This is a genomic window from Streptomyces daqingensis (assembly GCF_014645895.1).
Taxonomy (GTDB): domain Bacteria; phylum Actinomycetota; class Actinomycetes; order Streptomycetales; family Streptomycetaceae; genus Streptomyces; species Streptomyces daqingensis.
In genome coordinates, this window is record NZ_BMMP01000009.1 from 204,087 (window position 1) to 228,896 (window position 24,810).

Here is a 24,810-nt window from a genome sequence, read left to right on the forward strand (position 1 = left end):
GCGTTGCCCACCCCCGGACGGGAAGCCCCACATGAGTCTCACCGGACTGCTCGACGCCGTCGCCCGCGACCCCGCACTCGAGGAGGCCGTCAAGGCCGCCGCCGACGGCAACCGGCACCACGTCGACCTCGTCGGCCCCGCCGCCGCCCGGCCCCTTTCCGTCGCCGCGCTCGCCCGCTCCTCCGGCCGCACCGTGCTGGCCGTGACCGCGACGGGCCGCGAGGCCGAGGACCTCACCGAGTCGCTGCGCTCGCTGCTGCCGCCCGAGGGCGTCGTGGAGTACCCGTCGTGGGAGACGCTGCCGCACGAGCGGCTCTCGCCCCGCTCCGACACCGTCGGCCGCCGCCTCGCCGTGCTGCGCCGCCTCGCGCACCCGGACGCCGGCGACCCCGGCGCCGGGCCCGTCAGCGTCGTCGTCGCACCCGTACGGTCCGTGCTCCAGCCGCAGGTGCAGGGCCTGGGAGACCTGGAGCCCGTCGCGATACGGCAGGGGCAGAGCGTCGAGATGGACGAGGCGGTCGACGCCCTCGCCGCGGCGGCCTACTCCCGGGTCGAACTCGTCGAGAAGCGCGGCGAGTTCGCCGTACGAGGCGGAATCCTGGACGTCTTCCCGCCCACCGAGGAGCACCCGCTCCGGGTGGAGTTCTGGGGCGACGAGGTCGAGGAGATCCGGTACTTCCGCGTCGCCGACCAGCGCTCCCTCGAAGCCGCCGAGCACGGTCTGTGGGCACCGCCGTGCCGGGAGCTGCTGCTGACGGACGAGGTGCGGCAGCGGGCCGCCGACCTCGCGGAGGACCACCCCGAACTCGGCGAACTGCTCGGCAAGATCGCCGAGGGCATCGCCGTCGAAGGCATGGAGTCGCTGGCGCCGGTCCTCGTCGACGACATGGAGCTGCTGCTCGACGTCGTGCCGGAGGGCACGATGGCCGTGGTCTGCGACCCGGAGCGGGTGCGTACCAGGGCGGCCGACCTCGTCGCCACGTCGCAGGAGTTCCTCCAGGCCTCCTGGAGCGCGACCGCCATGTCCGACTCGGGGCAGGCGCCCGTCGACCTCGGCGCGGCCTCGCTGTGGGGCATCGCCGACGTACGGGAGCGCGCCCGCGAACTGGGGATGCCGTGGTGGTCGGTCAGCCCCTTCAGCGCCGACGCCGACCTGGACACGGACGGCCCGGAGACCGGCGGGGACGACGTCCTGCGGCTGGGCATGCACGCGCCCGAGACGTACCGCGGCGACACCGCCCGCGCCCTCGCCGACACCAAGGGCTGGCTGTCGGCGGGCTGGCGCTGCGTGTACGTCACCGAAGCGCACGGGCCTGCCGTCCGCACGGCGGAAGTGCTCGGGAACGAGGGGATCGCGGCCCGCCTGGAGAGCGACCTGGGCGAGATCGCGCCGTCCGTGGTGCACGTGGCGCAGGGATGCCTCGACAACGGCTTCGTCGACCCTGGCCTGAAGCTGGCCGTGCTGACGGAGACCGACCTGTCCGGGCAGAAGGCCGCGGGCAGGGAGGCCGCCCGCATGCCCGTGCGGCGGCGCAAGCAGATCGACCCGCTCACCCTCGTCCCGGGCGACTACATCGTGCACGAGCAGCACGGCGTCGGCCGCTACGTCGAGATGGTCCAGCGCACCGTGCAGGGGGCCACCCGCGAGTACCTGCTGGTGGAGTACGCGCCCGCCAAGCGGGGGCAGCCCGGCGACCGGCTGTTCGTCCCCACGGACCAGCTGGAGCAGGTCACCAAGTACGTCGGAGGCGAGCAGCCCTCGCTGCACCGCCTCGGCGGCGCCGACTGGACGAAGACCAAGGCCCGCGCGAAGAAGGCCGTCAAGGAGATCGCCGCCGACCTGATCAAGCTGTACTCGGCGCGCATGGCGGCCCCGGGGCACCCCTTCGGCCAGGACTCGCCCTGGCAGCGGGAGCTGGAGGACGCCTTCCCCTACGCCGAGACGCCCGACCAGCTCACCACCATCGGCGAGGTCAAGGAGGACATGGAGAAGTCGGTCCCGATGGACCGGCTGATCTGCGGAGACGTCGGCTACGGCAAGACCGAGATCGCCGTGCGCGCCGCGTTCAAGGCCGTGCAGGACGGCAAGCAGGTCGCCGTCCTCGTACCGACGACGCTGCTCGTGCAGCAGCACTTCTCCACGTTCTCCGAGCGGTACGGACAGTTCCCCGTCAACGTGCGGGCGCTGTCGCGGTTCCAGACGGAGAGCGAGGCCCGCGCCGTCGTCGACGGGCTGCGCGAGGGCTCCGTCGACGTGGTCATCGGCACGCACCGCCTCTTCTCGTCCGACACCAAGTTCAAGGACCTCGGACTGCTCATCGTCGACGAGGAGCAGCGCTTCGGCGTCGAGCACAAGGAGCAGCTGAAGAAGCTCCGCGCCAACGTCGACGTGCTGAGCATGTCGGCCACCCCCATCCCGCGCACCCTGGAGATGGCCGTCACCGGCATCCGCGAGATGTCGACGATCACCACCCCGCCCGAGGAGCGTCACCCCGTGCTGACGTTCGTCGGGCCGTACGAGGAGAAGCAGATCGGCGCCGCGATCCGCCGCGAACTGCTGCGCGAGGGGCAGGTCTTCTACATCCACAACCGTGTGGAGTCCATCGAGCGGGCGGCGGCGCGGCTGCGCCAGATCGTGCCGGAGGCCCGGATCGCCACGGCGCACGGGCAGATGTCGGAGCAGGCCCTCGAACAGGTCGTCGTCGAATTCTGGGAGAAGAAGTCGGACGTGCTGGTCGCCACGACGATCGTCGAGAACGGCATCGACATCTCCAACGCCAACACCCTCATCGTCGAACGCGGCGACAACTTCGGCCTCTCGCAGCTGCACCAGCTGCGCGGCCGGGTCGGGCGAGGCCGGGAGCGCGGTTACGCCTACTTCCTCTACCCGCCGGAGAAGCCGCTGACGGAGACCGCGCACGAGCGCCTCGCGACGATCGCCCAGCACACCGAGATGGGCGCCGGCATGTACGTCGCGATGAAGGACCTCGAGATCCGCGGCGCCGGCAACCTCCTCGGCGGAGAGCAGTCCGGCCACATCGCCGGGGTCGGCTTCGACCTGTACGTGCGGATGGTCGGCGAGGCCGTCGCCGACTACCGCAAGGCGCTGGAAGAGGGAGGCGGCGAGGCCGAGGAGGCCCCGCTCGAGGTCAAGATCGAACTGCCCGTGGACGCGCACGTACCGCACGACTACGCCCCCGGCGAGCGGCTGCGCCTCCAGGCGTACCGGGCCATCGCCTCCGCCAACTCCGAGGAGGACATCGCCGCCGTCCGCGAGGAACTGGCCGACCGGTACGGGCCGTTGCCGGAGCCGGTCGAGAACCTGCTGCTGGTAGCGGGGCTCCGCATGCTCGCCCGCTCGTGCGGCGTCACGGACGTCACGCTCCAGGGCAACAACGTGCGGTTCAGCCCGGTGGAGCTGCGTGAGTCGCAGGAGCTGCGGCTCAACCGGCTCTACCCGCGCTCGGTCGTCAAGAGCGCGACGCGGCAGGTCCTGGTGCCGCGTCCGAAGGCGGGCGGCATCGGCGGGAAGCCCGTCGTCGGCCGTGAACTGCTGGCCTGGGTCGGGGAGTTCCTCACGTCGGTGCCGGGGGCGTGAGGCGGCGGCGGCCGGACCGGTAGGAGCGGGGGCGCGCGACTCTGACCGGGAGACGGCGCGTGGGGGCGGGGCCCGCGGATTCCCGGGACTGCGGGCGCGGCGCGAGGACGGCGGGGCTTACGCAGGTCACGGCCGGTGGAAGCGCACCTCCGGGTTCGCGGGTGAGGGCCCACGCAGCAGCGGTTGCGGGATGCCGCGCAGATGCCGGTCGAAGAACGCACCCGTGTAGGCGCGGGTGATCTGCCCCGAACGGTCGCCGGGCAGCGGCGTATCGGGATCGGTCATCCCCAACTGCCCTGCCAGCACCGGCAGATCGTTGAACGTGAAGTGCCCGGAGCCCTCGACCGTCAGCCACCGCTTCCAGCCGTCGAGCCGCTCCCATGCCGCGTCCCACGTCCCGTCCTCGCCGCCGGGGCTGTGGCCCGCGGCGGTGCCCATCATCAGGAACGGGCGGCGGTCCAGGCCCTCTTCGGGGACGGGGGAGAAGAACGTGCCGTCCAGATCGGCGCCTGCCCGGACGCGCTCGTCGTCGGCCATGAGCTGAGCGGCCGAGTTGCCGCCGATGGAGTGGCCGGCCACGCCGATGCTCCGACGGTCGATCATGCGAGCGTGCCGCCAGGCGGGACGGGGGCCGGTCAACTCGTCGATCAGGAAGGACATATCAGCGGAACGGCCCCTCGCGACCTTCGCCAGCACCGCCCGCGACTCGTCCCCGTCGGGCACCTCCTCCACGGCGTCGCAGGCGGCGCACGTCGTCAGCCGTCCGCCGGGGAAGGACGTACCGAACGACTCCCAGGCATGGTCCACGACGGCCACCACGTAACCTCTCGCCGCGAGTTCCTCCGCGAGGACGGTGAGCGTGGTGCGCTGCAGCGTGAAACCGGGGGAGAGCACGACCAGCGGCCGCCTGCCGCGGACGGGGCGGGCGTCTGTCCGCGCGTTCGTGCGCACCGACGTCACCGTCTCCACCGGCACCTTCCCGGTCAGATCCTGACCCTCCAGCAGGGCTTCGGCCTCGCGCCGGGTCATGTACGGGGCCGTGGGGCCGCCCGTGCCGCGTCGCGCCGGGTAGTACGCGGAGACCATCAACTCCCGAGCCCCGGCCTGCGGTTGCCACGGATCGGTACGGGAGCGGTCGACGAGGTGGAGCGTGTCGCCGCCCACGGCGTACGGGCCCGAGGGACGCGGAATCGCCAGCCTCTCGCGCACCGCACCGGGCGGAGTGCCCGGCGCCGCTGCCCGGGCGGGGTCCGGCGTCGACACTGCCGGCCCCGGTGGGGCGGCGGTCCCCGCGCCTCCCGCCGCGGCTGCCGCGTCGGCGGCCGTCACGAACGGCAGGGCGAGTGCGAGGGCGAGAGCGAGCACGGCGGCGGACGGTGCACGGCGGTGCGCGCGGAACGTCGTCAGAGGCATGGAAGGGAAGCTAGGCGCGTGGCACGGGTGCGGCCATCCGGCAGGCCCCTGAAGGGGAGTGGGGCTAACCCGAGCCGAAGATCCGGCCGGTGGGCGTCTCCGGGAGTCGCCAAGGGCCGCCGGGGGGTTGCCGGGATTGCCGGGGCCGCTGGGGGCCGCTGGGGGAGGGGAACGAGGCGGAGCGGACCGCGGGGCGGGACGGAGCGGTCGGGGGGTGAGGCGCGGTTGGGCGGGAGTCGTGCTCTTCGCTCTTCCACGGCCGCAAGGGAGCCGTTGCAGGGCCATCGCGGTCAGGGCGAGTCCACGGGAACGTCGAATCGTTGTCGGGAAGAGAGCTGAAGCGGTGGTCTCAACCACCGCGATCTACTTAACATCGAGCAACGCCAGGTCATGCACCCTCGCACGACCCTTGCCGCCGTCCGGGAGAATCGATGCACAGCAGCACACAGGGAAGCCGTCGCCGTAGGTCCGTGCTCACCGTCTGCGGTGCAGCCGCGCTGCTCGTCGCAGCACCGCTGCTCACCGCGTGCGGCAACGACGCGCACCCCGGTGCGGCCGCGGTGCTCGGCGGTGAACGCATCACGGTGGGGGAGCTCCAGGCGAAGGTGAAGGAAGTCAGGGACGCCCAGCGCGAGGCCCCGCGCGGCGAGGAGATCATCAAGGGCAGCGGTCAGCTGACCCGCGCCACCCTCGACAACCTCATCCGCGACCGCATCGTGAAGAAGGCCGCCGACGACGCCGGCGTCTCTGTGACCCGCCGCGAGGTCGGCGAGGCGCGGGCGCAGTTGGAGAAGCAGGCGGGCGGGTCGAAGAAGCTGAAGGAGGCCCTGCTCCAGCAGCAGGCCATCGCTCCCGGCGACATCGACGACCGCCTGCGCATGCAGCTCGCCGTGGACAAGATCGCCAAGGCTTCGGGCATCCAGCCGGGTTCGCCCGAGAGCAACAAGGCCCTGTCCGAGAAGTTCTCGAAGACGTCCAAGAGCATGCACATCCGCGTCAACCCGCGCTTCGGCAAGTGGGACGTGAAGCAGTCCGTGCTCGGCAACCGCACCGAGCCGTGGCTGCAGGACACCACCGGCCGGCAGGCGGACCGTCACCAGCAGCAGCCCTGACGGGCGCAGCGCGCCACAGGCAGGCACCGGGGGATCGACCTGTAGCCGCGAGGGCCGGACTGACCGGCCCCTGCGGTACGTTCGACGCGTGAGCACATCAGTTCCCGCAGGTCGCATCGTCCTCCTCACCACCAGCCACCGCGTCGCTCCGGGACTGCTGTCCTGGCCCGCCTGGGAGGCTCTGCGCAACGCGGACCGCGTCGTGTGCGCCGACCCGGACCACCCGCAGCTGCCGTACGTGCGGGAAGCGGGGATCGAGGTGGACGCCGGGAGCGAGCCCAAGGCGCAGGACCTGGTCGACGCGGGCGCCGAAGGCCGTACGACGGTCGTCATCGCCGCACCGGAAGGCGAGACGCAGCTGACCGACTCGCTCGCCGCCCTCGCCGGATCGGGCCGCACCGCGATGCCCGAGCTGGAACTGCTTCCGGGCTCCTACGACCTGCCCGGGGCTCGGTTCCTGGACCTGGTGCAGGTCATGGACCGCATCCGCAGCGACTGCCCGTGGAGCGGCGCCCGCACTCACGAAGGTCTGGCGAAGTACGGCATCGAGGAGATGTACGAACTCGTCGAAGCCATCGAGAACGGCGACCGCGCGGAGCTGTGCGAGGAACTCGGCGACGTGCTGCTGCAAGTCGTCTTCCACGCCCGCATCGCTCAGGAGGACCCGGACGAGCCGTTCTCCGTCGACGACGTCGCCGGCGCCATCGTCGAGAAGCTCGTCCACCGGCACCCGCACGTCTTCGGCGAGGAGCAGGCCGCGACGGCCGAGGACGTACGGGCCCACTGGCTGCGCACCAAGGCCGAGGAGAAGCAGCGCGAGTCCGTCACGGAGGGGATCCCGCTGGGGCAGCCTGCTCTGGCCCTCGCCGCGAAGCTGGCAAGCCGGGTGCGGCTGGCCGGACTGGAACTGCCGGACGGAGTGCCGGCGGGACCCGGCGTCGGATACGAGCTTCTGGCGCTGGCCGTACGCGCGGAGGCCGACGGGGTCGACCCGGAGACGGCACTTCGCGCCGCCGCCCGCACGTACCGGGACGCCATCCGCGCCGCAGAAGGCGCAGCCGACCCTGAGTGAGCGGTCCCGCAGCCGCCGGGCCCTGATTGGGCGGTCCCGCAGGCGCCGGGTCTGAGTGCACTGATTGCGCGGGGTCTCAGCGGGCGCGTGTGCCTTGGGGCCCTGAGCGGGGCCCTGAGCGGGCGGGGCCTGGTGGGGGCCTGGGGAAGCGGTACCGGAGTGATCCGTGGCTGTGGGACGGGGCGGGCCGGGCGGTGCAGGTTCGTGAGGGCGAGAGCAGTGCTCTCCCTTTGTACGCGCCGTGCCGCCCGTGAGCGCAGCTCTGCGTGGAGAGCAGCGCTCTCGCTCCTGTTCGCTCTCCGCTCTCCGTGGCGCCTGAGAGCACCGTCCGCCGGTGAGAGCAGTGCTCCGTTCGGAGCGACGTTTTCAGAGCGGCGCACAGAACCCGGAACGCCGTGCCAGTCCGAGAGTGGCGCTCTTGCCCGAGGCGGTGCTCTCTTCCCGGCGCGGTGCTCTTGCCCGAGGCGGTGCTCTCTTCCCGGCGCGGTGCTCTTGTTCCGAGGCGATGCTCTCGCCCCGGCGCGGTGCTCGGGTCCAGCCTGACCCGGTCTGGTGCTCTCGCAGCGGGACAGTGCACTCTGCTCGGTACGGTGATCCCCCTGCCCACCCCGGCGGGCGGCACTGGCCCTCCGCGGACGGTGTCCGAATGGTCTCCAGAACCTGGCTGCCGTTTCCGCGCCGGGGGATGGTTCTCCCGTCCCGCGTGGTGATCCCGTTCCGGGCGACCTGCGGTGGTGTCCATGGGGCACGTCGGCGGCCCCGACGTGGTGCTCCCGCGTGGAATGCCCCGCCGGGACCCGCTCCAGCTCCTGCCTCCACCCCCCTCGCCTCCACCCCCTGTGGAGGGACCGCATATCCGGTCGATCGGGGGTACCCGTAGGCCATGTACGCAGCTCTCGCCGGAAACACTCCGATGATTCCGCTCGCCGAGAACCGCGACCTGCTGGTGGGAATCGCTCCACTGGTGGCAGGCATTGTGGTCGTGGTCGGCCTGATTCTGGCCGTCTCGTACGGCATCCGGATCCGCAGCCGCGGTGACCAACGCCCGTCCAGCCCCGGGGAGCCAGGGCCGGAGGAGCCGCAAGGGTACGAGACGAGTCACCGCGTCCCTGACGAGGTGCCGCACGACGGGCAGCGGCGCATGCCCTACGAGTTCAAGGACTACGACTCCGACAGTCACCCCGGTGAACACGAACGACCTCAGCCCAAGTGGGACGAGGGCAGCAGCGGTTCGTTCGGGAGCGGTGGCCTGGGCCACCACTGAGTCCGCCGACCGGACGCTCCTGAGCTGCGATCGTGCGGCGGGTGAGACGGGCCGCGAGCCCTCCCGCCCGTCGCACGCTGCTCGTCGAACCGTCGAACCGTCGAACCGTCGTTCGTCGTACCGAGGGGCGGGGTGCCGCTGATGGCGCGGCGGTGAGGGCCGCCCGCGGTGCGGCCCGTACTGGCTGGAGCTGGGCGAGCCCCGCGCCCCCTTCCCGCGCCCCCTATGCGGCCGCGGCCCCGGAGCGATCCTGCGCACCCGCTAGCGTCGACGTGTGCAAGACAAGAAGCCCGCAGACGAGACCCCCGCAGGCACGGATCCGACCCCCGCAGGCGCGGAGCCGCCCCCCGCAGCGGAGGACCCCGCAGACGCAGACCGGACACCTGCCGCCGGTTCTCCCGACGCCGGTTCTCCCGACGCCGGGGCTCCCGCCGCCGCGCCGTGCCCCATGCCCCCGCTGTTCGACTGGGAGTTCGCAGCCGACCCGTACCCCGCCTACGCCTGGCTGCGCGAGCACGCACCCGTCCGCAGGACCGAACTGCCCAGCGGCGTCGAAGCGTGGCTCGTCACGCGCTACGCGGACGCCCGGCAAGCACTCGCCGACCAGCGCCTGAGCAAGAACCCCGGGCATCACAGCGAGCGGTCGGCCCACGGCAAGGGGAAGGTGGGCATCCCGGGCGAGCGCAGCGCGAACTTGATGACGCACCTGCTCAACATCGACCCGCCCGACCACACCCGGCTGCGGCGTCTCGTCTCGAAGGCGTTCACGCCGGCCCGGGCCGCGGAGTTCGAGCCTCGCGTACGGGAGTTGACGGATCAGCTCATCGACGGCTTCGCGGCCCGCGGAGAGGCAGACCTGATCCACGAGTTCGCGTTCCCCCTCCCCATCTACGCGATCTGCGACATGCTCGGCGTCCCCGCCGAGGACCAGGACGACTTCCGCGACTGGGCGGGGATGATGCTGCGCCACCACAAGCCGGGTCAGCCCGGCCCGCCGCGAGGCGGCGTCGGGCGCGCGGTGAAGAAGATGCGCAACTACCTGGCCGAACTCATCCACCGCAAAAGGGAGAAGCCGGGCGATGACCTGATCTCGGGCCTCACCCGCGCCAGCGACCACGGTGAGCAGCTCACCGAGAACGAGGCCGCGGCCATGGCGTTCATCCTGCTGTTCGCGGGTTTCGAGACGACGGTCAACCTGATCGGCAACGGCACGTACGCGCTGCTGCGCAACCCGGGTCAGCGCGCGGAGCTGACACGCGCCGTCGAGGGCGGGGACGATGCGGCGCTGGCCACGGCGGTCGAGGAACTCCTCCGCTACGACGGGCCCGTTGAGATGGCGACCTGGCGTTTCGCGACCGAGCCGCTGGAGATCGGCGGGGAGCGTATCGGCGAGGGGGACCCGGTGCTGGTCGTACTCGCCGCCGCGGACCGTGATCCGGCCAAGTTCGACCGGCCGGACGTGCTGGATCTGGGGCGCCGCGACAACCAGCACCTCGGCTACGGGCACGGGATCCACTACTGCCTGGGGGCCCCGCTGGCCCGGCTGGAGGGGCGGGTGGCACTGGAGTCGCTCCTGCGCCGGCTTCCGGATGTGCGGCTGGCAGCGGACCCGTCCGAATTGCGGTGGCGCGGCGGTCTGATCATGCGCGGGCTCCGCCAACTGCCCGTCCAGTTCGGCGCGGTGGGCGGTGCCGGGACTCGGCGGGCCGAATCACTGTGACGTGTGTGGCGCCTGAACCCCGTGTGACCTTCGCGTGATCTGTGTGACACGGCCTTGTGATGATGAACATTCAAAGATAGCTTCGGGCGGCGAACTTCCGAGTCCTTACGAGAGGTCCCCCATGCCGCCCTTGTTTTCCGGGAACGGACGCCACCGGCGTCCGCGTCAGGCGCCCTCTTTCGTGGTCACGGCAGGCGTGACGGGCGCGGGTATCGCACTCCCGCTGCTCGGAGCCACCAGTGCGAACGCCGCTGACGCCTCGACCTGGGACAAGGTGGCCGAGTGCGAGAGCGGCGGCCTGTGGAGCGCCGACGAGGACAACGGCTTCTACGGTGGACTCCAACTCGACCAGGAGACCTGGGAGGAGTTCGGCGGAACCGACTTCGCGGAGCGCCCGGACCTCGCAAGCCGCGGCCAGCAGATCGAGGTCGCGGAGAAGATCCTCGAAGGCCGCGGGACAGAGGTCTGGTCCGACTGCGCTGAGAGTGCGGGACTTTCGGCGGATTCCGGCGAGTCGCCCGATGTGACGGAACCGGACGGCTCGGAGGAATCGTACGAACCCGTTCCCGAACGCCCTTATCCCACGGACCCGTCGGACAGTGCGCCCGAGGACGACGGCAGTTCGTCCGATGACGGTGACGGCGGTTCGGGCGACGGCGACACCTCCGAGGGGTCCGATGAGGCGTCCCCCTCGCCGGGTGACACGCCGGACGACTCGGGTGACTCCTCAGGGTCCGGTGAATCGGACGGCTCGGGTGAATCCGCTGATCCGGACGAGTCCGGATATCCGGACTATCCGTCATACCCCGGCGGCGACTCGGAGTCGGGTGACGGTTCGGATGGCGGCGCCACCGGGGGCTCCGGCGGCTCGGACGGCTCCGCGGACTCCGGCGACTCTTCCGGTTCCGGTTCCGGCGGCTCCGGCGACGGCTCCGAAGGGGGCCGCGGCGACGCGGGCGAACATCCCTCCCGCGAAGGCGACGACGCACGCCCCGGCTCCGGTGCGGACGCCGAGGACCACCGCGTCGCCCCCGGGGAGTCCCTCTCCGGTATCGCCGAGGAGTACGGAGTCGAGGGTGGCTGGCCCGAGTTGTACGAGAACAACCGGGACGTCGTCGGCTCGGACCCGGACCTGATCCGCCCCGGCCAGGAACTGCGCTTCTGACGGCTGCGGCGACAACGGCGGGACTCCCCGGCGGCTGACGCGCAGCCGCCGGACCCGCGCCGGGCTCGCCCCCGCCTGCCGTGCGCCTTGCGCCCGCGCGCCAGGCTCCCCGAGCGCCGGGCCCCCGCGCGCCGGGCTCCCCGCGCCCATTTCGCCTTCACGCGAGCGTGCTCTCCCGGCACGGACCTGCGGGTCCGTTGCCGGGAGCACGCCTTTTCTTCCGCTGTCAAACAAAATCGGGGGCGACTCTCCACCTCCTGAGCTGGAGCTTCGCCGGCCGTCGTCCCGCCCGACACGAGTGCACGGGCAGGGCAGGCCTCCGCGCCCGTTAGGCTCTGGTGCAGTAAGCCAGACCCTTCACGAAGGAGACCCTCGTGCCGTCCATCGACGTCGTCGTAGCCCGCGAGATTCTCGACTCGCGAGGCAACCCCACGGTGGAGGTCGAGGTCGGCCTCGACGACGGCAGCACGGGCCGTGCTGCCGTCCCGTCGGGTGCCTCGACCGGTGCCTTCGAGGCCCTTGAGCTCCGCGACGGCGACACGGGCCGCTACGGCGGCAAGGGCGTCGAGAAGGCCGTGCTCGCGGTCATCGAGCAGATCGGCCCCGAGCTCGTGGGGTACGACGCCACTGAGCAGCGCCTCATCGACCAGGCGATGTTCGACCTGGACGCCACCGCCGACAAGTCGTCCCTGGGCGCCAACGCCATCCTCGGCGTCTCGCTGGCCGTCGCCCACGCCGCGTCGGAGGCCTCGGACCTCCCGCTCTTCCGCTACCTGGGCGGTCCGAACGCGCACTTGCTGCCCGTGCCGATGATGAACATCCTCAACGGCGGCTCCCACGCCGACTCCAACGTGGACGTCCAGGAGTTCATGATCGCCCCGATCGGCGCCGAGTCCTTCTCGGAGGCGCTGCGCTGGGGTACGGAGACGTACCACGCGCTGAAGGGCGTGCTGAAGGAGCGCGGCCTGGCCACCGGCCTGGGCGACGAGGGCGGGTTCGCGCCCAACCTCGGCTCCAACCGCGAGGCGCTCGACCTCATCGTCGAGGCGATCCAGAAGGCCGGTTACACCGTCGGCCAGGACATCGCCCTCGCTCTCGACGTCGCCGCGTCCGAGTTCTACAAGGACGGCGTCTACTCCTTCGAGGGCAAGGACCGCACCGCCGCCGAGATGACGGACTACTACGCCGAACTCGTCGACGCCTACCCGCTGGTGTCCATCGAGGACCCGCTGTTCGAGGACGACTGGGCGGGCTGGCAGACCATCACCGAGAAGCTCGGCACGAAGGTCCAGCTCGTCGGCGACGACCTGTTCGTCACGAACCCCGAGCGGCTCGCCCGCGGCATCGAGGACGGCGCCGCCAACGCCCTGCTGGTGAAGGTCAACCAGATCGGCTCGCTCACCGAGACGCTGGACGCCGTTGAGCTGGCGCAGCGCAACGGCTTCAAGTGCATGATGTCCCACCGCTCCGGCGAGACAGAGGACGTCACGATCGCCGACCTCGCCGTCGCCACCAACTGCGGCCAGATCAAGACCGGTGCCCCGGCGCGTTCGGAGCGGGTCGCCAAGTACAACCAGCTGCTGCGCATCGAGGAGATCCTCGACGACGCCGCCGTGTACGCCGGCCGCAGCGCCTTCCCGCGCTACAAGGGCTGAGACCGGTCCGGGCCCGCGACAGGCGCAGCGGCGGCCGGCCCGACCGGCCGTCGCTGCGCCCGTCCCCGCCCCCGTTCCCGTACGGTGGCGGGGGCTTCGTCCCGGGAGCCGCTCGCCGGTGCTCCGCCGGCGGCCGCCGGGACCGGGCCATGAACAGATGAAGGGGACAGGGGAGGAACGTGCCCGCGGATCGGTTCTCCACCGCGACCAGGATCAGGGCCTTCGGCGCCCAGGCTGCCGAACGTCTCTACCGGGCCCGCGGCCGCACCGTGCGCACACCGCGCCGCAGCCGCCTGACCGGACGTGCGGCGCTGCTGGCCCTGGTCGTCTGCTCCCTCGTCGTGGCGCTCGCCTACCCGATGCGGCAGTACGTCTCGCAGCGCTCGGAGATCGCCGAGCAGCAGCGCCAGGCGGAGCACGCACGCAAGAAGGTCAAGCAGCTGCGTGAACTGCGGGCGAGGTGGGAGGATCCGGCGTTCGTCGAGCAACAGGCCCGCGAGCACCTGCACTTCGTCCGTCCCGGCGAGGTCGGCTACACCGTGCGCGACGGTACGGGCGCCGCCCACCGTCCCTCGGACCACGGTCCGGACCGCGCCTGGTACCAGAACCTGTGGGACGGCGTGGACGAGGCCGACGGAAAGCGCTGACGCCCAACTGTCCACCGGCCCGTCCGCGTCCTCTACCGTCCCCTCCGTCCGGGCCGCCCTTCCGCGGCCCCACCGGCCGGGCTCGCCGGAAACCCCGTCCGCCCGAGCCCGTCCTCCGCCCCCGACGCCTGCCCGCCCGTTGCCCGACCCGCCGATGGCCTGAACCCGCCCGCCACCGCCTCACCCGGAAAGAGCCGACGACCGATGGAATCGCCCCCGCCGCAGACCCGGCCCACGCCCCCGACGGACGCGGATGTGGCCGCGTTCAAGGCGCAGTTGGGGCGCCCCCCGCGCGGTCTGCGCGCCATCGCGCACCGCTGCCCCTGCGGGCTCCCCGACGTGGTGGAGACGGCGCCCCGGCTGGAGGACGGCACCCCCTTCCCCACGACGTACTACCTGACGTGCCCGCGTGCCTCCTCCGCCATCGGCACGCTGGAGGCGAACGGCGTGATGCGGGAGATGACGGCGCGGCTGGAGGAGGACGAGGAGCTGGCCGCCGCCTACCGCGCGGCCCACGAGGACTACATCGCCCGCCGCGACGCCATCGAGGAGCTGGTCGGCTTCCCCAGCGCGGGCGGCATGCCTGACCGAGTGAAGTGCCTGCACGTCCTGGTCGCGCACTCCCTGGTCGCGGGGCCCGGCGTCAATCCGCTGGGAGACGAGGCGCTGGCGATGCTGCCCGAATGGTGGGCCAAGGGCCCCTGCGTCACCCCCGACCCGGCCGGGCCCGGCGAGGACTGACGGGCGGAGCGGGCCGGTCCGGTGCCGGAGCCGAATACGCTGGTGGCCCGCCCGTCGTGAGGCGGCCGTCGCGCAGGCGGCTGCCGTGAGGAGAACGCATGCCCCGTGTCGCCGCTGTGGACTGCGGTACGAACTCGATCCGGCTTCTGGTGGCGGACGTCGATCCCGCGACCGGCGAACTGCGGACCCTGGACCGGCGGATGGAGATCGTCCGGCTCGGCCAGGGCGTCGACCGCACGGGCCGGCTGGCGCCGGAGGCGCTGGAGCGGACGTTCGCCGCGTGCCGCCAGTACGCGCAGGTGATCGAGGAGCACGGCGCGAAGCGCCTGCGTTTCGCCGCCACGTCGGCGTCGCGGGACGCGGAGAACCGGGGCGACTTCGTACGCGGCGTCGTGGAGATCCTCGGCGTGGAGCCGGAAGTGATCAGCGGTGACCAGGAGGCGGAGTTCTCCTTCACCGGCGCCACGAAGGAGCTCGCCGGACGTGAGGACGTGGAGCGGCCCTACGCGGTCGTCGACATCGGCGGCGGCTCGACCGAGTTCGTGGTGGGTTCGGAGGAGGTCCGCGCGGCGCGCTCCGTCGACGTCGGCTGCGTGCGGCTGACCGAACGCCACGGCCTCTCGGACCGCGCCACTCCTGACCAGATCGAGGCGATGCGCGCTGACGTCGCCGCCGCTCTCGACGAGGCCGCACGGAGCGTCCCGCTGGCCGAGGCGCGGACTCTCGTCGGGCTCGCGGGGACGGTCACGACGGTCGCCGGCATCGCGCTCGGGCTGAACGAGTACGACTCGGCCGCCATCCATCACTCCCGCGTCTCCGCCGGGCAGGTACGGGAGATCGTCCAGCGCCTGCTGGACAGCACGCACGCGGAGCGCGCCGCGATCCCCGTGATGCATCCGGGACGGGTGGACGTGATCGTCGCGGGAGCGCTGATACTGCAGATGATCATGGAGCGGACGGGTGCGCGCGAGGTCGTCGTCAGCGAGCACGACATCCTCGACGGCATTGCGTGGAGCCTCACTTGAGCACCCCCTCAGCTCCTTTGAAACAGGCCGGAGAGCGCCTCCGCAAGCCCCCGCGAAGAAGTCTCGTGAAATAATTCACTTGGGAAAGTGCCTCGTCGGGCGCGTATCACACCGCTGAGAGCCCGATTCGGGCCTCGCCCGCGGCTCTGTTGCGTGAACGGCGAATTCCAGCCGTGTGACGCGTGCGCCGGCGCCCCCTCCATTGTTCTCGTGGAGGCGACGATAAGTGCAGTTCAAGGGGTGTGCGGGGGCTCCGGGCGTGCAACGGGCCCGTGGCGGGCCGGACGGCTTCCGATGCGTGGCGGCGCAGTGTAGCACCACCTCGGAGGGTGCTTGTGAAGCCCCTCACGAGGTCCCCCCGGGTGCCGGGTGGATACTCGGAGACATGAGCACCACGGAGCGTCCCCGAATCCTCGTAGTGGGCGGCGGGTACGTCGGCTTGTACGCGGCGCGCCGCATCCTGAAGAAGATGCGCTACGGCGAGGCGACGGTCACTGTCGTCGACCCGCGCTCGTACATGACGTACCAGCCCTTCCTCCCCGAAGCCGCTGCCGGCAGCATCTCGCCGCGCCACGTCGTGGTGCCGCTGCGACGTGTGCTGCCGAAGGCCGAGGTCCTCACCGGCCGCGTCACCACCATCGACCAGGACCGCAAGGTCGCCACGATCGCCCCGCTGGTCGGCGAGGCGTACGACCTCCCCTTCGACTACCTGGTCATCGCCATGGGAGCCGTCTCCCGCACCTTCCCGATCCCCGGCCTGGCCGAGAACGGCATCGGTATGAAGGGCGTGGAGGAGGCCATCGGCCTGCGCAACCACGTGCTCGAGCAGCTGGACAAGGCCGACTCGACCAACGACGAGGACGTCCGGCGCCGCGCGCTGACCTTCGTCTTCGTCGGAGGCGGCTTCGCGGGTGCCGAGACCGTCGGCGAGGTCGAGGACATGGCCCGCGACGCCGCGAAGTACTACCCGAACGTCCGGCGCGAGGACATGCGGTTCATCCTGGTCGACGCGGCGCCCGGCATCCTGCCGGAGGTCGGCCCGAAGCTGGGCGAGTGGGGTCTGGAGCACCTCAAGAGCCGCGGCGTGGAGGTCTACCTCAGCACCTCGCTGGAGTCCTGCGTGGGTGGCCGCGTCCTGCTGAAGAACGGCCTCGACGTCGAGTCGAGCACCATCGTGTGGACGGCCGGCGTCAAGCCCAACCCGGCGCTGGCCCGGTTCGGTCTGCCGCTCGGCCCCAAGGGCCACGTCGACGTCGACGCCACGATGCAGGTCCGCGGCACGGACCACGTCTGGGCCGCCGGCGACAACGCGCAGGTCCCCGACCTGGCGGCCGGCAAGGAGCAGGCGTACTGCCCGCCCAACGCGCAGCACGCGCTCCGCCAGGCCAAGGTGCTGGGCGACAACGTCATCTCCCGGCTGCGCAGCTTCCCGCAGCGCGACTACAAGCACGCCAACAAGGGCGCAGTCGCCGGCCTCGGTCTGCACAAGGGCGTCGCGATGATCGTCCTGGGCAGGACCCGGATCAAGCTCAAGGGCCGGCTCGCCTGGTATATGCACCGCGGCTACCACGGTCTGGCCGTGCCGACCTGGAACCGCAAGATCCGTGTCGTCGCCGACTGGACGCTGGCGATGTTCCTCAAGCGGGAGGTCGTCTCGCTGGGGGCCATGGAGCACCCGCGAGAGGAGTTCTACGAGGCGGCGTCGCCCGTCTCCAGGGCCGCCGGCGAAGTGGCGGAGGCCGAGCGCAAGACCCAGGTCAAGGAGGACCGCGCGCAGCGGCGGGAAGAGGCCAGGGCCTCCTGACGGCTGTAAGACAGAGATACGAGAGCCCCGCGAAGGGGGCGTCCGCCATCCGTGGGGCGGGCGCCCCCTTCGCCGTGTTCGGGGTGCGCCGTGTTCGGGGTGCGGACGGGGTTGCGGACGGTCGCGGCTGCTGTGACGAATAGTCCCCAACTGAGTGTGGTTCGGCATATTTTGCACGACAATCAGGTTGCATAAGGGAGATTCGCCCCCTTCCGTCCTGGAGGTGTGTGCATTGACCGACGTCGCGCCGCGGCTCGCCGCGCTCGCCGAGAGACTGCTTGAGGAACCGCTTCCGGTCCGCATCAGGGCCTGGGACGGCAGTGAGGCCGGGCCGCCCGGCGCCCCCGCACTGCGTATCCGCCATCGCCGGGCGCTGCGCCGCGTCCTGTGGTCCCCCGGTGAGCTGGGCCTCGCCCGGGCCTGGGTCGCCGGTGAACTCGACGTCGACGGCGACCTGTACGGCCTGCTCGCCCAACTGGCCCCGCTGATCTGGGAGAAGAGCGAAGACAGCCACGCGCGGCAGCGCGTGACGGCGCTCGTCCGCGACCCGGACGTGCGGGTGGCCGTGCGTGAACTGCTGTCCCTCGGCGGTCCGCTGCCCCCTCCCGCGCCGCCCCGTGAGGAGAGGCGGCGGCGTTTCGGAGTGCGGCACACGCCGGGGCGCGACCGCCAGGCCGTCAGGCACCACTACGACGTGGGCAATGACTTCTACGAGCTGGTGCTCGGCCCGAGCATGGTCTACTCGTGCGCCTACTGGGAGCCGGGCAACGAAGGGCGCACGCCTTCGTTGGAAGAGGCTCAGCACGCCAAACTCGACCTCGTCTGCCGCAAGCTGGCGCTCACCCCCGGCAGCCGGCTACTCGACGTCGGCTGCGGGTGGGGCTCGCTGGTGCTGCACGCGGCGCGCGAATACGGCGTGAGCGCCGTCGGCATCACGCTCTCGCACGAGCAGGCGACGTACGCACGCAAACGCGTGGCGGAGGAGGGCCTGGCCGACCGGGTGGAGATCCGGGTGCAGGACTACCGCGACGTCGCCGACGGCCCCTACGAGGCCATCGCCTCCATCGGCATGGCCGAACACGTCGGCAGGGAGCGCTACCTGGAGTACGCGAGCGGGCTGTACTCGCTGCTGAAGTCCGGAGGGAGACTGCTCAACCACCAGATCGCGCGGCGCCCGATGCGCGATGAATCGGCCTACCAGGTGGACGACTTCATCGAGGCGTACGTCTTCCCGGACGGCGAGTTGGCGCCGCTCGCCCGCACGGCCGGCGCGCTCGAGGAAGCGGGCTTCGAGGTGCGGGACGTGGAGTCGCTGCGGGAGCACTACGCCCTGACGCTGCGGGCCTGGGTCGACAACCTGGAGGGGGCCTTCGCCCGTGCCGCAGCGCTCACTTCGCCCGGGCGGGCCAGGGTCTGGCGGCTGTACATGGCGGCGAGCGCGCTCGCCTTCGAGCGCAACCGGATCGGCGTCAACCAGATCCTCGCGGTGAGGACACCCGTCAGCGGGGAGTCGGGGCTTCCGCTGCGGACGAGGGAGTGGCTCGGCGGCTGACACTCCCGCGCCGTTCGTCCGCCGCACGGCCACGGGCCGTGCGGCGGTCCCGCGTTCAGTCCTCGGCGGCCCCGCCGAGGACCAGCACCTGGATGGCGAGAACCGCGGCGCCGCGGGCCCAGTCGTGGAAGTCGGACACCTTCGTCTCCAGGTTCACCGGGTCCGCCAGCGGATTGCGGTTCGCCGCGAGGGACTCGTGGACCTTCTCGCCCGCCACGTCCATCAGCCCGACGCCCTCTCCCGCGAGCAGGATCTTCTCCGGCATGGCGAAGTTCGCGATCTGGGCGATGAGGAAGCCCAGCCCCCGCGCTGCCTCGTCGACGACGCGGGCGGCCGCCGGTTCGCCGTCTCCGGCGGCCTCGAGGATCTCCTCGTAGCCGACCCACCGGCCGGTCGCCGCCCGTACCTGGTACTCGATGCTCTGGACGGTGAGCAGCGACGTGGCGCTGCCGCGTTCCCCGTAGGGCGTCAGCGGCCCGTTCGGGTCGAGGATCCAGCGTTCAGCGGTGCCCGTGTAGTTGTCCGAGGGGCGGATGGGCTCGCCGCCTATGACGAGGCTGTAGGCCACGCCGGCGCCGATGGTCAGTACGGCGAAGCGGTCGTATCCCCGGCCCGCGCCGAACCACGTCTCCGCCTCGACCAGGGCGGCTACGTCGTTCTCCAGGACCACCGGGAGCCCCGTGCGGTCCCGCAGCAGATCGGCGAAGGGCACGTCCTGCCAGTGCAGCCACGGGGCGTCGACGGCGACGGAGCGGTCCCGCACCGAGCCGCCGATTCCGACGCCGATGCCGGCGAGCTGCGGGAAGTCTTCGGAGAAGGACCGCACTATCGAGTGAGCCGCGTCCGCCACCGCCTCGGGCTCGTGCGACTCCAGCACCCGGTCCTCGCGGCGCACGACTGTGCTCTTCAGGGTGGTGACGACGCCGTAAACGGTGTCGCCGGTGATCTTGAGGCCGACGAAGTGCCAGGGGTCGGTGACGATGTCGAGCGGCCGGCCGGGGCGCCCCTGCCCCAGAGTGACCGTCAGGCCCTGCGGGGGCTGGTGCACCTCCAGCAGCAGCCCCGAATCGATCAGCGGCTTGGCGAGACGGGTGAGGCTGCCTCCGGACATGCCGAGGCGACGGGCGATCTCGCTGCGCGAGCTCGGCCCGTTGGTGAGCACCTCGATCGCCACCGCGCGCTCGGTGGGCGACAGGGGTCTCCAGCTCGGCGCTGGATTGCTGGCATTGCTCGGGCTGGTCAACCGCGGCCTCCACTACGGCACTTCATGGGTGGCTCCTCAGCTTATGCCGGGAGCGTGTAACTTCCATCTGAAACTATAGCCCCCTGGAGGAGTCGCGGAGCCACGGCAAAAGCCGAGGAAATCAGGTGCTGTGCGATCCCTTGACAGCCCTATAACTTCCACGTAGAAGTAATCCGGTCGGCGCTCGCCCCGGAGTGCCGGATCCGGCGACGAACGCGGAAGCCGGAGACGACGCGGAGGAGGGGGTCTGCCGATGGCCGTCATCAAGTCGGCGAGCGCGGCACCGAACCGCAGAAGGGGCGACACCCGGGTCGCCCTCGCCTTCGTCGCCCCGGCGATGCTCGGCTATCTGGTCTTCCTCGTGTGGCCGACGCTGCGCGGTGTCTACCTCAGCTTCACCAGCTTCGACCTGCTGAGCGAGGAGAAGTGGACCGGCCTCGACAACTACAGGCGGCTGGTCAACGACCCGGTCTTCTGGGACTCGCTGGGCGTGACGCTGCAGTACGTGATGATCAATATCGGCGTGCAGACGGTCGCCGCGCTGCTGATAGCCGTCCTCATGCACCGGCTGACGCGCTCGACCGTCGTGCGGGGAATCGTCCTCGCGCCGTATCTGGTCTCGAACGTCGTCGCCGGAATCGTGTGGCTGTGGATCCTCGACACGCAGCTCGGTGTGGGCAACGAGGTCATCGAATGGCTCGGCTTCGACAGGATCGCCTTCTTCGGTGACGCCTCGTGGGCGATACCGACGATCGCCCTGGTGAACGTGTGGCGGCACGTGGGCTACACGGCGCTGCTGATCTTCGCGGGCCTGCAGTCCATATCCCCGACGGTCTACGAGGCGGGCCGCGTCGACGGTGCGAGCGAGTGGCGGATGTTCCGTTCCATCACGGTGCCGCTGCTGCGGCCGGTCCTGTCACTGGTCCTGATCATCACCGTCGTCGGCTCCTTCCAGGTCTTCGACACGGTCTCCGTCACCACCGACGGCAAGCCCGCCAACGCCACCAACGTCCTGCAGCTGTACGTCTACGACCTCGCATTCGACCGCCTGCAGTTCGGTTACGCCTCCGCCATCTCCGTCGCGCTGATGCTCGTACTGACCGTCATCACGGTCATGCAGTACCGCCTCATGCGCGCCGGCCGGTCGGACCTCGGCTGAGAAGGAAGGTCTGCAGTGACGGCAACGATGACGCACGCGGAGACCGGCGGCGGGCCCGAGGCCCGCGAGAAGCCGGACGGCGGAAGGCGCGAGCGGCGGCCCCTGTCGTGGGGGCGTGTGCTCGCCTGGGTGGCGATGGGCGTGATCACCCTGCTCACGCTCTTCCCGTTCTACTGGATGCTGAGGACGGCCCTCTCCACCAACACCGCGCTCGCGCAGGCCCCGGCCTCCCCGCTTCCGGTGGACTTCAGCTTCGGCGGCTTCCTGCGGGTGTTCGGCCTGCAGAGCACGGAGGAGGCGCTCGCGGAGGGAGGCGCGGGCGGCTCGCTCGACTTCTGGCGGTACCTCGCCAATTCGGTGCTCGTCGCCACGCTCGTCACCGTCTGCCAGATGCTCTTCGCCTCCATGGCGGCCTACGCGTTCGCACGGCTGCGCTGGCGCGGACGGGACGCCGCCTTCGGGTTCCTGCTGGGCGGCCTGATGATCCCGGCGGTCTTCACGCTGCTGCCGAACTTCGTCCTGATCAAGGAAGCCGGCCTGGTGGACAGCCTGTTCGGCATCACGATGCCGATGGTGTTCATGACGATGCCGTTCGCCGTCTTCTTCCTGCGCCAGTTCTTCCTCGGGATATCCCACGAGGTGGAGGAGGCCGCTCTCATCGACGGAGCGGGGCGGGTCCGCGTCTTCTTCCAGCTGGTGCTGCCGATGTCCACGGCGCCCATCGCGACGCTGAGCATCCTCACCTACATCACCGCGTGGAACGAGTACTTCTGGCCGCTGATGGTCTCCTACAGCGGCAGTTCGCGGGTGCTCACCGTCGCGCTGAGCATCTTCCGGGCGCAGACCCCGCAGACGGGCACCGACTGGGCCGGGCTGATGGCCGCCACGTTCGTGGCCGCGCTGCCCATGGTCGTGCTGTTCGCCCTGCTGGCGAAGCGCATCGTCAACTCCATCGGCTTCAGCGGCATCAAGTGAAGGAGAGTGGGATGAGCACCGCACAACGCGGCAACCAGCGCCGCACGTCCGCCAGGGCCTGCGCGGCCTCCTTCGCGGCCCTCGCCCTCGCCGTCTCCGCCGCCGGCTGCGCACCGCAGGCCGGCTCCGCCGGGGACGGGAAGACCGTCTCGTACTGGATGTGGGACGCGGCCCAGCAGCCGGCGTACGAGAAGTGCGCCAAGGCGTTCCACAAGAAGAACCCGGGACTCCGCGTGAAGATCACCCAGATCGGGTGGGATTCGTACTGGACGAAGCTGACGTCGAGCTTCATCGCGGGCACCGAACCGGACGTCTTCACCAACCACGTGGCCCACTACCCGCAGTACGAGAAGATCGGCGTGCTCAGCCCGCTGGACGAACTCGGCCCCACCCGCGGGATCAAGGCGTCGGACTACGAGCCGGGCCTCGCCAAGCCCTGGACGGGGCGGGACGGCCACCGCTACGGCGCCCCGAAGGACTGGGACACCGTCGGCCTCTTCTACGACAAGAAGGTCACCAGGGAGGCGGGCGTCAGCGACGCCGAACTGCGCGACATGGCCTGGAACCCCGAGGACGGCGGCAGCTTCGAGAAGGTCCTCGCCCGGCTGACCATCGACGCGAACGGCAAGCGCGGCGACGAGCGGGGCTTCGATAAGGACAACGTCGTGCGTTACGGCCTGGCCACCAACGACGCCGGCGGGGACAACCACGGCCAGTCGCAGTGGAGCGCCTTCACCGGCTCGAACGGCTGGAAGTACACGGACAAGAACCCGTGGGGCGAGCGCTACAACTACGACCAGAAGCGCTTCCAGGAGACCATCGACTGGTATTTCGGTCTCGCCGAGAAGGGCTACATGGCCCCGCTGGAGGACTACTCCCAGACCAACTTCCCGGAAGTACAGGTCGGTTCGGGGAAGGCGGCGATGGCCACGGAGGGCTCCTGGAAGCTCAGCGCGTTCTCCGGCCTCAAGGGCGTCGACCTGGGCATCGCGCCGACGCCCAAGGGGCCGACTGGCGAGCGCGCGTCGATGATGGGCGGTCTCGCCGACTCCATACCGAAGGGAGCGAAGAACAAGAAGGGCGCGGCGAAATGGGTCGCCTTCCTCGCCTCCGCCGAATGCCAGAACATCGTGGGCAAGGACGCGACCGTCTTCCCCGCGACCCCCGAGGGCACGGAGAAGGCCGTCGCCGCTCACCGCAAGAACGGGCTGGACGTCACGCCGTTCACCCGCCACATCGAGGACGGGACCACCTTCTCGTTCCCCGTGACGGACCACGCCGCGGACATCAACGCGATCATGCTCCCGGCCATGCAGGAGGTCTACGCGGGGGACTCACCGGCCAGTTCCCTCACGACCACGAACAAGCAGGTCAACTTCCTCTTCCAGCAAGACGATTGAGCCAGCACGACAACTGGCACCACCTCGCTGGTCATCCCATGACGGCACGCACAGGAAAGGCTTCACCGTGCCCTTCTCCATCGGAATCGTCGGCGCCGGACAGTTCGCCGGCTCGTTCGCCAAACTCTTCCAACTGCACCCCGGTGTAGGTGACATATACGTCACCGACCTGCTTCCCGAGCGTGCGGACGGACTCGTGAAGCAGCTGGGCCTGGCGGGCAGCGTGGCCTCGTACGAGGAGCTCCTCGCCAGCGACGTGGACGCAGTCGCCCTCTTCACCCAGCGCTGGACGCACGGGCCGCTCGTGGTGCAGGCGCTGCGCGCCGGGAAGCACGTCTACTCGGCGGTGCCTATGGCCGTCTCCCTGGAGGAGACCGAGGCCATCATCGAGGCGGTCAAGGAGACCGGCCTGACGTACATGATGGGCGAGACGAGCCACTACAACCCCGCCACCGTCTACGCCCGCGAGAAGATCGCCGCCGAGGGCTTCGGGCGCCTCTTCTACGCCGAGGGCGACTACGTCCACGACATGGATCTCGGCTTCTACGACGCGTACAGGTACAGCGGCGGGGAGCGGTGGAAGGAGACGGCCAGCTACCCGCCGCTGCTCTACCCCACGCACTCCATCGGCGGGATCCTCGGCGCGTGGCAGACGTACGCCACCAGCGTCAGCGCCGTCGGGGTCCCCGACGACCGCGGGGACGGCGTGTTCGACCGCGGGATCAGCCAGTTCGGCAACGACTTCTCCAACGCCACCGCCCTCTTCGAGGTGGCCGGCGGCGGCTCGTTCCGTACGAACGAGTTCCGGAGGGTCGGCTACCCCTCCCACATCCGCGAGTCCCGTTTCCGCTTCTTCGGCACGGAGGCCAGCTTCGAGCAGCTGGCGACCGTCAGCTTCTGGCAGGACAAGACGGGTGTGCAGGACGTGTCCGAACACCTCCAGGCGGTGCCGACGCTCGCGGCCGACGACCCGTCCCTGAAGAACGTCGCGCCTGCGCTGCGGGACGCCTTCATCTCCGGCACGGCCCCCGTCCACGACTGCTCGCGCCTGCCCCGCGAGTTCGCGCACGCGCCCAACGGACACGAGGGCTCGCACCACTTCCTCGTCGACGACTTCGTCAACTCCGTCAACGAGGGCACGCTGCCTTCGGTGAACGCCTGGGTCGCCGCCCGCTACACCGTGCCGGGCATCGTCGCCCACGACTCGGCGCGCAGGGACGGCGAGCGGCTGGCGGTGCCGGACTTCGGGGACCCGCCGCGCTGAA

At 70.9% G+C, this 24,810-nt stretch carries 18 protein-coding genes; 16 read left to right on the forward strand and 2 right to left on the reverse strand.

Annotated elements, in window-relative coordinates; genetic code table 11:
* The first annotated feature begins 31 nt into the window (after positions 1–31).
* Positions 32–3,598: a transcription-repair coupling factor gene (gene mfd / locus IEY56_RS15370; RefSeq protein WP_189037740.1), complete on the forward strand. Its 3,567-nt coding sequence runs from the start codon at positions 32–34 to the stop codon at positions 3,596–3,598.
* Between the two features lie 126 nt (positions 3,599–3,724).
* On the opposite strand, the gene IEY56_RS15375 is transcribed toward mfd, so the two are convergent.
* Complete coding sequence (locus IEY56_RS15375; protein WP_189037741.1) at positions 3,725–5,011, reverse strand: alpha/beta hydrolase family protein; 1,287 nt, start codon at positions 5,009–5,011, stop codon at positions 3,725–3,727.
* Positions 5,012–5,442: 431 nt separating this feature from the next.
* On the opposite strand from IEY56_RS15375, the gene IEY56_RS15380 reads away from it, so the two are divergent.
* The 11 genes from IEY56_RS15380 to IEY56_RS15430 all read left to right on the forward strand — a co-directional run bounded on the left by IEY56_RS15380 (position 5,443) and on the right by IEY56_RS15430 (position 18,768).
* A complete protein-coding gene (locus tag IEY56_RS15380) occupies positions 5,443–6,123 on the forward strand; it encodes a SurA N-terminal domain-containing protein (protein ID WP_189037742.1) in 681 nt (226 codons plus the stop codon).
* Positions 6,124–6,211: 88 nt separating this feature from the next.
* A complete protein-coding gene (locus IEY56_RS15385) occupies positions 6,212–7,195 on the forward strand; it encodes a nucleoside triphosphate pyrophosphohydrolase (RefSeq protein ID WP_229711918.1) in 984 nt (327 codons plus the stop codon).
* Positions 7,196–8,078: 883 nt separating this feature from the next.
* Positions 8,079–8,459 (forward strand): DUF6479 family protein, encoded by a 381-nt coding sequence (locus tag IEY56_RS15390; protein ID WP_052708603.1) that lies wholly within the window; start codon positions 8,079–8,081, stop codon positions 8,457–8,459.
* Between the two features lie 448 nt (positions 8,460–8,907).
* A complete protein-coding gene (locus tag IEY56_RS15395; protein WP_189037846.1) occupies positions 8,908–10,179 on the forward strand; it encodes a cytochrome P450 family protein in 1,272 nt (423 codons plus the stop codon).
* A 181-nt stretch (positions 10,180–10,360) separates the two neighbouring features.
* A complete protein-coding gene (locus tag IEY56_RS28940) occupies positions 10,361–11,344 on the forward strand; it encodes a transglycosylase family protein (protein WP_308424146.1) in 984 nt (327 codons plus the stop codon).
* Positions 11,345–11,718: 374 nt separating this feature from the next.
* Entirely contained in the window at positions 11,719–12,999 is a 1,281-nt protein-coding gene (gene eno / locus IEY56_RS15405; protein WP_189037744.1) for a phosphopyruvate hydratase, read from the forward strand.
* 179 nt (positions 13,000–13,178) lie between these two features.
* The gene (locus IEY56_RS15410) at positions 13,179–13,646 is read left to right on the forward strand and encodes an FtsB family cell division protein (protein WP_189037745.1); all 468 of its coding nucleotides are present in this window, start codon (positions 13,179–13,181) and stop codon (positions 13,644–13,646) included.
* A 204-nt stretch (positions 13,647–13,850) separates the two neighbouring features.
* On the forward strand, positions 13,851–14,387 hold the full coding sequence (locus tag IEY56_RS15415) for a DUF501 domain-containing protein (protein WP_189037746.1): 537 nt from the start codon (positions 13,851–13,853) through the stop codon (positions 14,385–14,387).
* Positions 14,388–14,485: 98 nt separating this feature from the next.
* Entirely contained in the window at positions 14,486–15,412 is a 927-nt protein-coding gene (locus IEY56_RS15420) for a Ppx/GppA phosphatase family protein (protein ID WP_189037747.1), read from the forward strand.
* Between the two features lie 385 nt (positions 15,413–15,797).
* Positions 15,798–17,216 (forward strand): NAD(P)/FAD-dependent oxidoreductase, encoded by a 1,419-nt coding sequence (locus tag IEY56_RS15425; RefSeq protein ID WP_189037748.1) that lies wholly within the window; start codon positions 15,798–15,800, stop codon positions 17,214–17,216.
* A gap of 232 nt (positions 17,217–17,448) precedes the next feature.
* Positions 17,449–18,768, forward strand: a complete 1,320-nt coding sequence (locus tag IEY56_RS15430; RefSeq protein WP_189037749.1) for an SAM-dependent methyltransferase — start codon at positions 17,449–17,451, stop codon at positions 18,766–18,768.
* A 55-nt stretch (positions 18,769–18,823) separates the two neighbouring features.
* Here the strand turns inward: IEY56_RS15430 and IEY56_RS15435 are convergent, their stop codons facing one another.
* Positions 18,824–19,942: an ROK family transcriptional regulator gene (locus tag IEY56_RS15435; RefSeq protein WP_229711919.1), complete on the reverse strand. Its 1,119-nt coding sequence runs from the start codon at positions 19,940–19,942 to the stop codon at positions 18,824–18,826.
* 322 nt (positions 19,943–20,264) lie between these two features.
* Here IEY56_RS15435 and IEY56_RS15440 point away from each other — a divergent pair, with 322 nt between their 5' ends.
* The 4 genes from IEY56_RS15440 (at position 20,265) to IEY56_RS15455 (ending at position 24,809) form a co-directional block, all read left to right on the forward strand.
* The gene (locus IEY56_RS15440) at positions 20,265–21,170 is read left to right on the forward strand and encodes a carbohydrate ABC transporter permease (protein WP_189037751.1); all 906 of its coding nucleotides are present in this window, start codon (positions 20,265–20,267) and stop codon (positions 21,168–21,170) included.
* A 27-nt stretch (positions 21,171–21,197) separates the two neighbouring features.
* Positions 21,198–22,145, forward strand: a complete 948-nt coding sequence (locus IEY56_RS15445) for a carbohydrate ABC transporter permease (protein ID WP_189037847.1) — start codon at positions 21,198–21,200, stop codon at positions 22,143–22,145.
* Positions 22,146–22,156: 11 nt separating this feature from the next.
* On the forward strand, positions 22,157–23,545 hold the full coding sequence (locus IEY56_RS15450) for an ABC transporter substrate-binding protein (RefSeq protein ID WP_189037752.1): 1,389 nt from the start codon (positions 22,157–22,159) through the stop codon (positions 23,543–23,545).
* A gap of 67 nt (positions 23,546–23,612) precedes the next feature.
* The gene (locus IEY56_RS15455; RefSeq protein ID WP_189037753.1) at positions 23,613–24,809 is read left to right on the forward strand and encodes a Gfo/Idh/MocA family protein; all 1,197 of its coding nucleotides are present in this window, start codon (positions 23,613–23,615) and stop codon (positions 24,807–24,809) included.
* Position 24,810 lies beyond the last annotated feature (1 nt).

Coding starts and splice junctions, on each gene's coding strand:
- mfd (WP_189037740.1), top strand. CDS start 32: ATGAGTCTCACCGGACTGCTCGACGCCGTCGCCCGCGACCCCGCACTC.
- IEY56_RS15375 (WP_189037741.1), bottom strand. CDS start 5,011: ATGCCTCTGACGACGTTCCGCGCGCACCGCCGTGCACCGTCCGCCGCC.
- IEY56_RS15380 (WP_189037742.1), top strand. CDS start 5,443: ATGCACAGCAGCACACAGGGAAGCCGTCGCCGTAGGTCCGTGCTCACC.
- IEY56_RS15390 (WP_052708603.1), top strand. CDS start 8,079: ATGTACGCAGCTCTCGCCGGAAACACTCCGATGATTCCGCTCGCCGAG.
- IEY56_RS15395 (WP_189037846.1), top strand. CDS start 8,908: ATGCCCCCGCTGTTCGACTGGGAGTTCGCAGCCGACCCGTACCCCGCC.
- IEY56_RS15415 (WP_189037746.1), top strand. CDS start 13,851: ATGGAATCGCCCCCGCCGCAGACCCGGCCCACGCCCCCGACGGACGCG.
- IEY56_RS15420 (WP_189037747.1), top strand. CDS start 14,486: ATGCCCCGTGTCGCCGCTGTGGACTGCGGTACGAACTCGATCCGGCTT.
- IEY56_RS15425 (WP_189037748.1), top strand. CDS start 15,798: ATGAGCACCACGGAGCGTCCCCGAATCCTCGTAGTGGGCGGCGGGTAC.
- IEY56_RS15440 (WP_189037751.1), top strand. CDS start 20,265: ATGGCCGTCATCAAGTCGGCGAGCGCGGCACCGAACCGCAGAAGGGGC.
- IEY56_RS15445 (WP_189037847.1), top strand. CDS start 21,198: ATGACGCACGCGGAGACCGGCGGCGGGCCCGAGGCCCGCGAGAAGCCG.
- IEY56_RS15450 (WP_189037752.1), top strand. CDS start 22,157: ATGAGCACCGCACAACGCGGCAACCAGCGCCGCACGTCCGCCAGGGCC.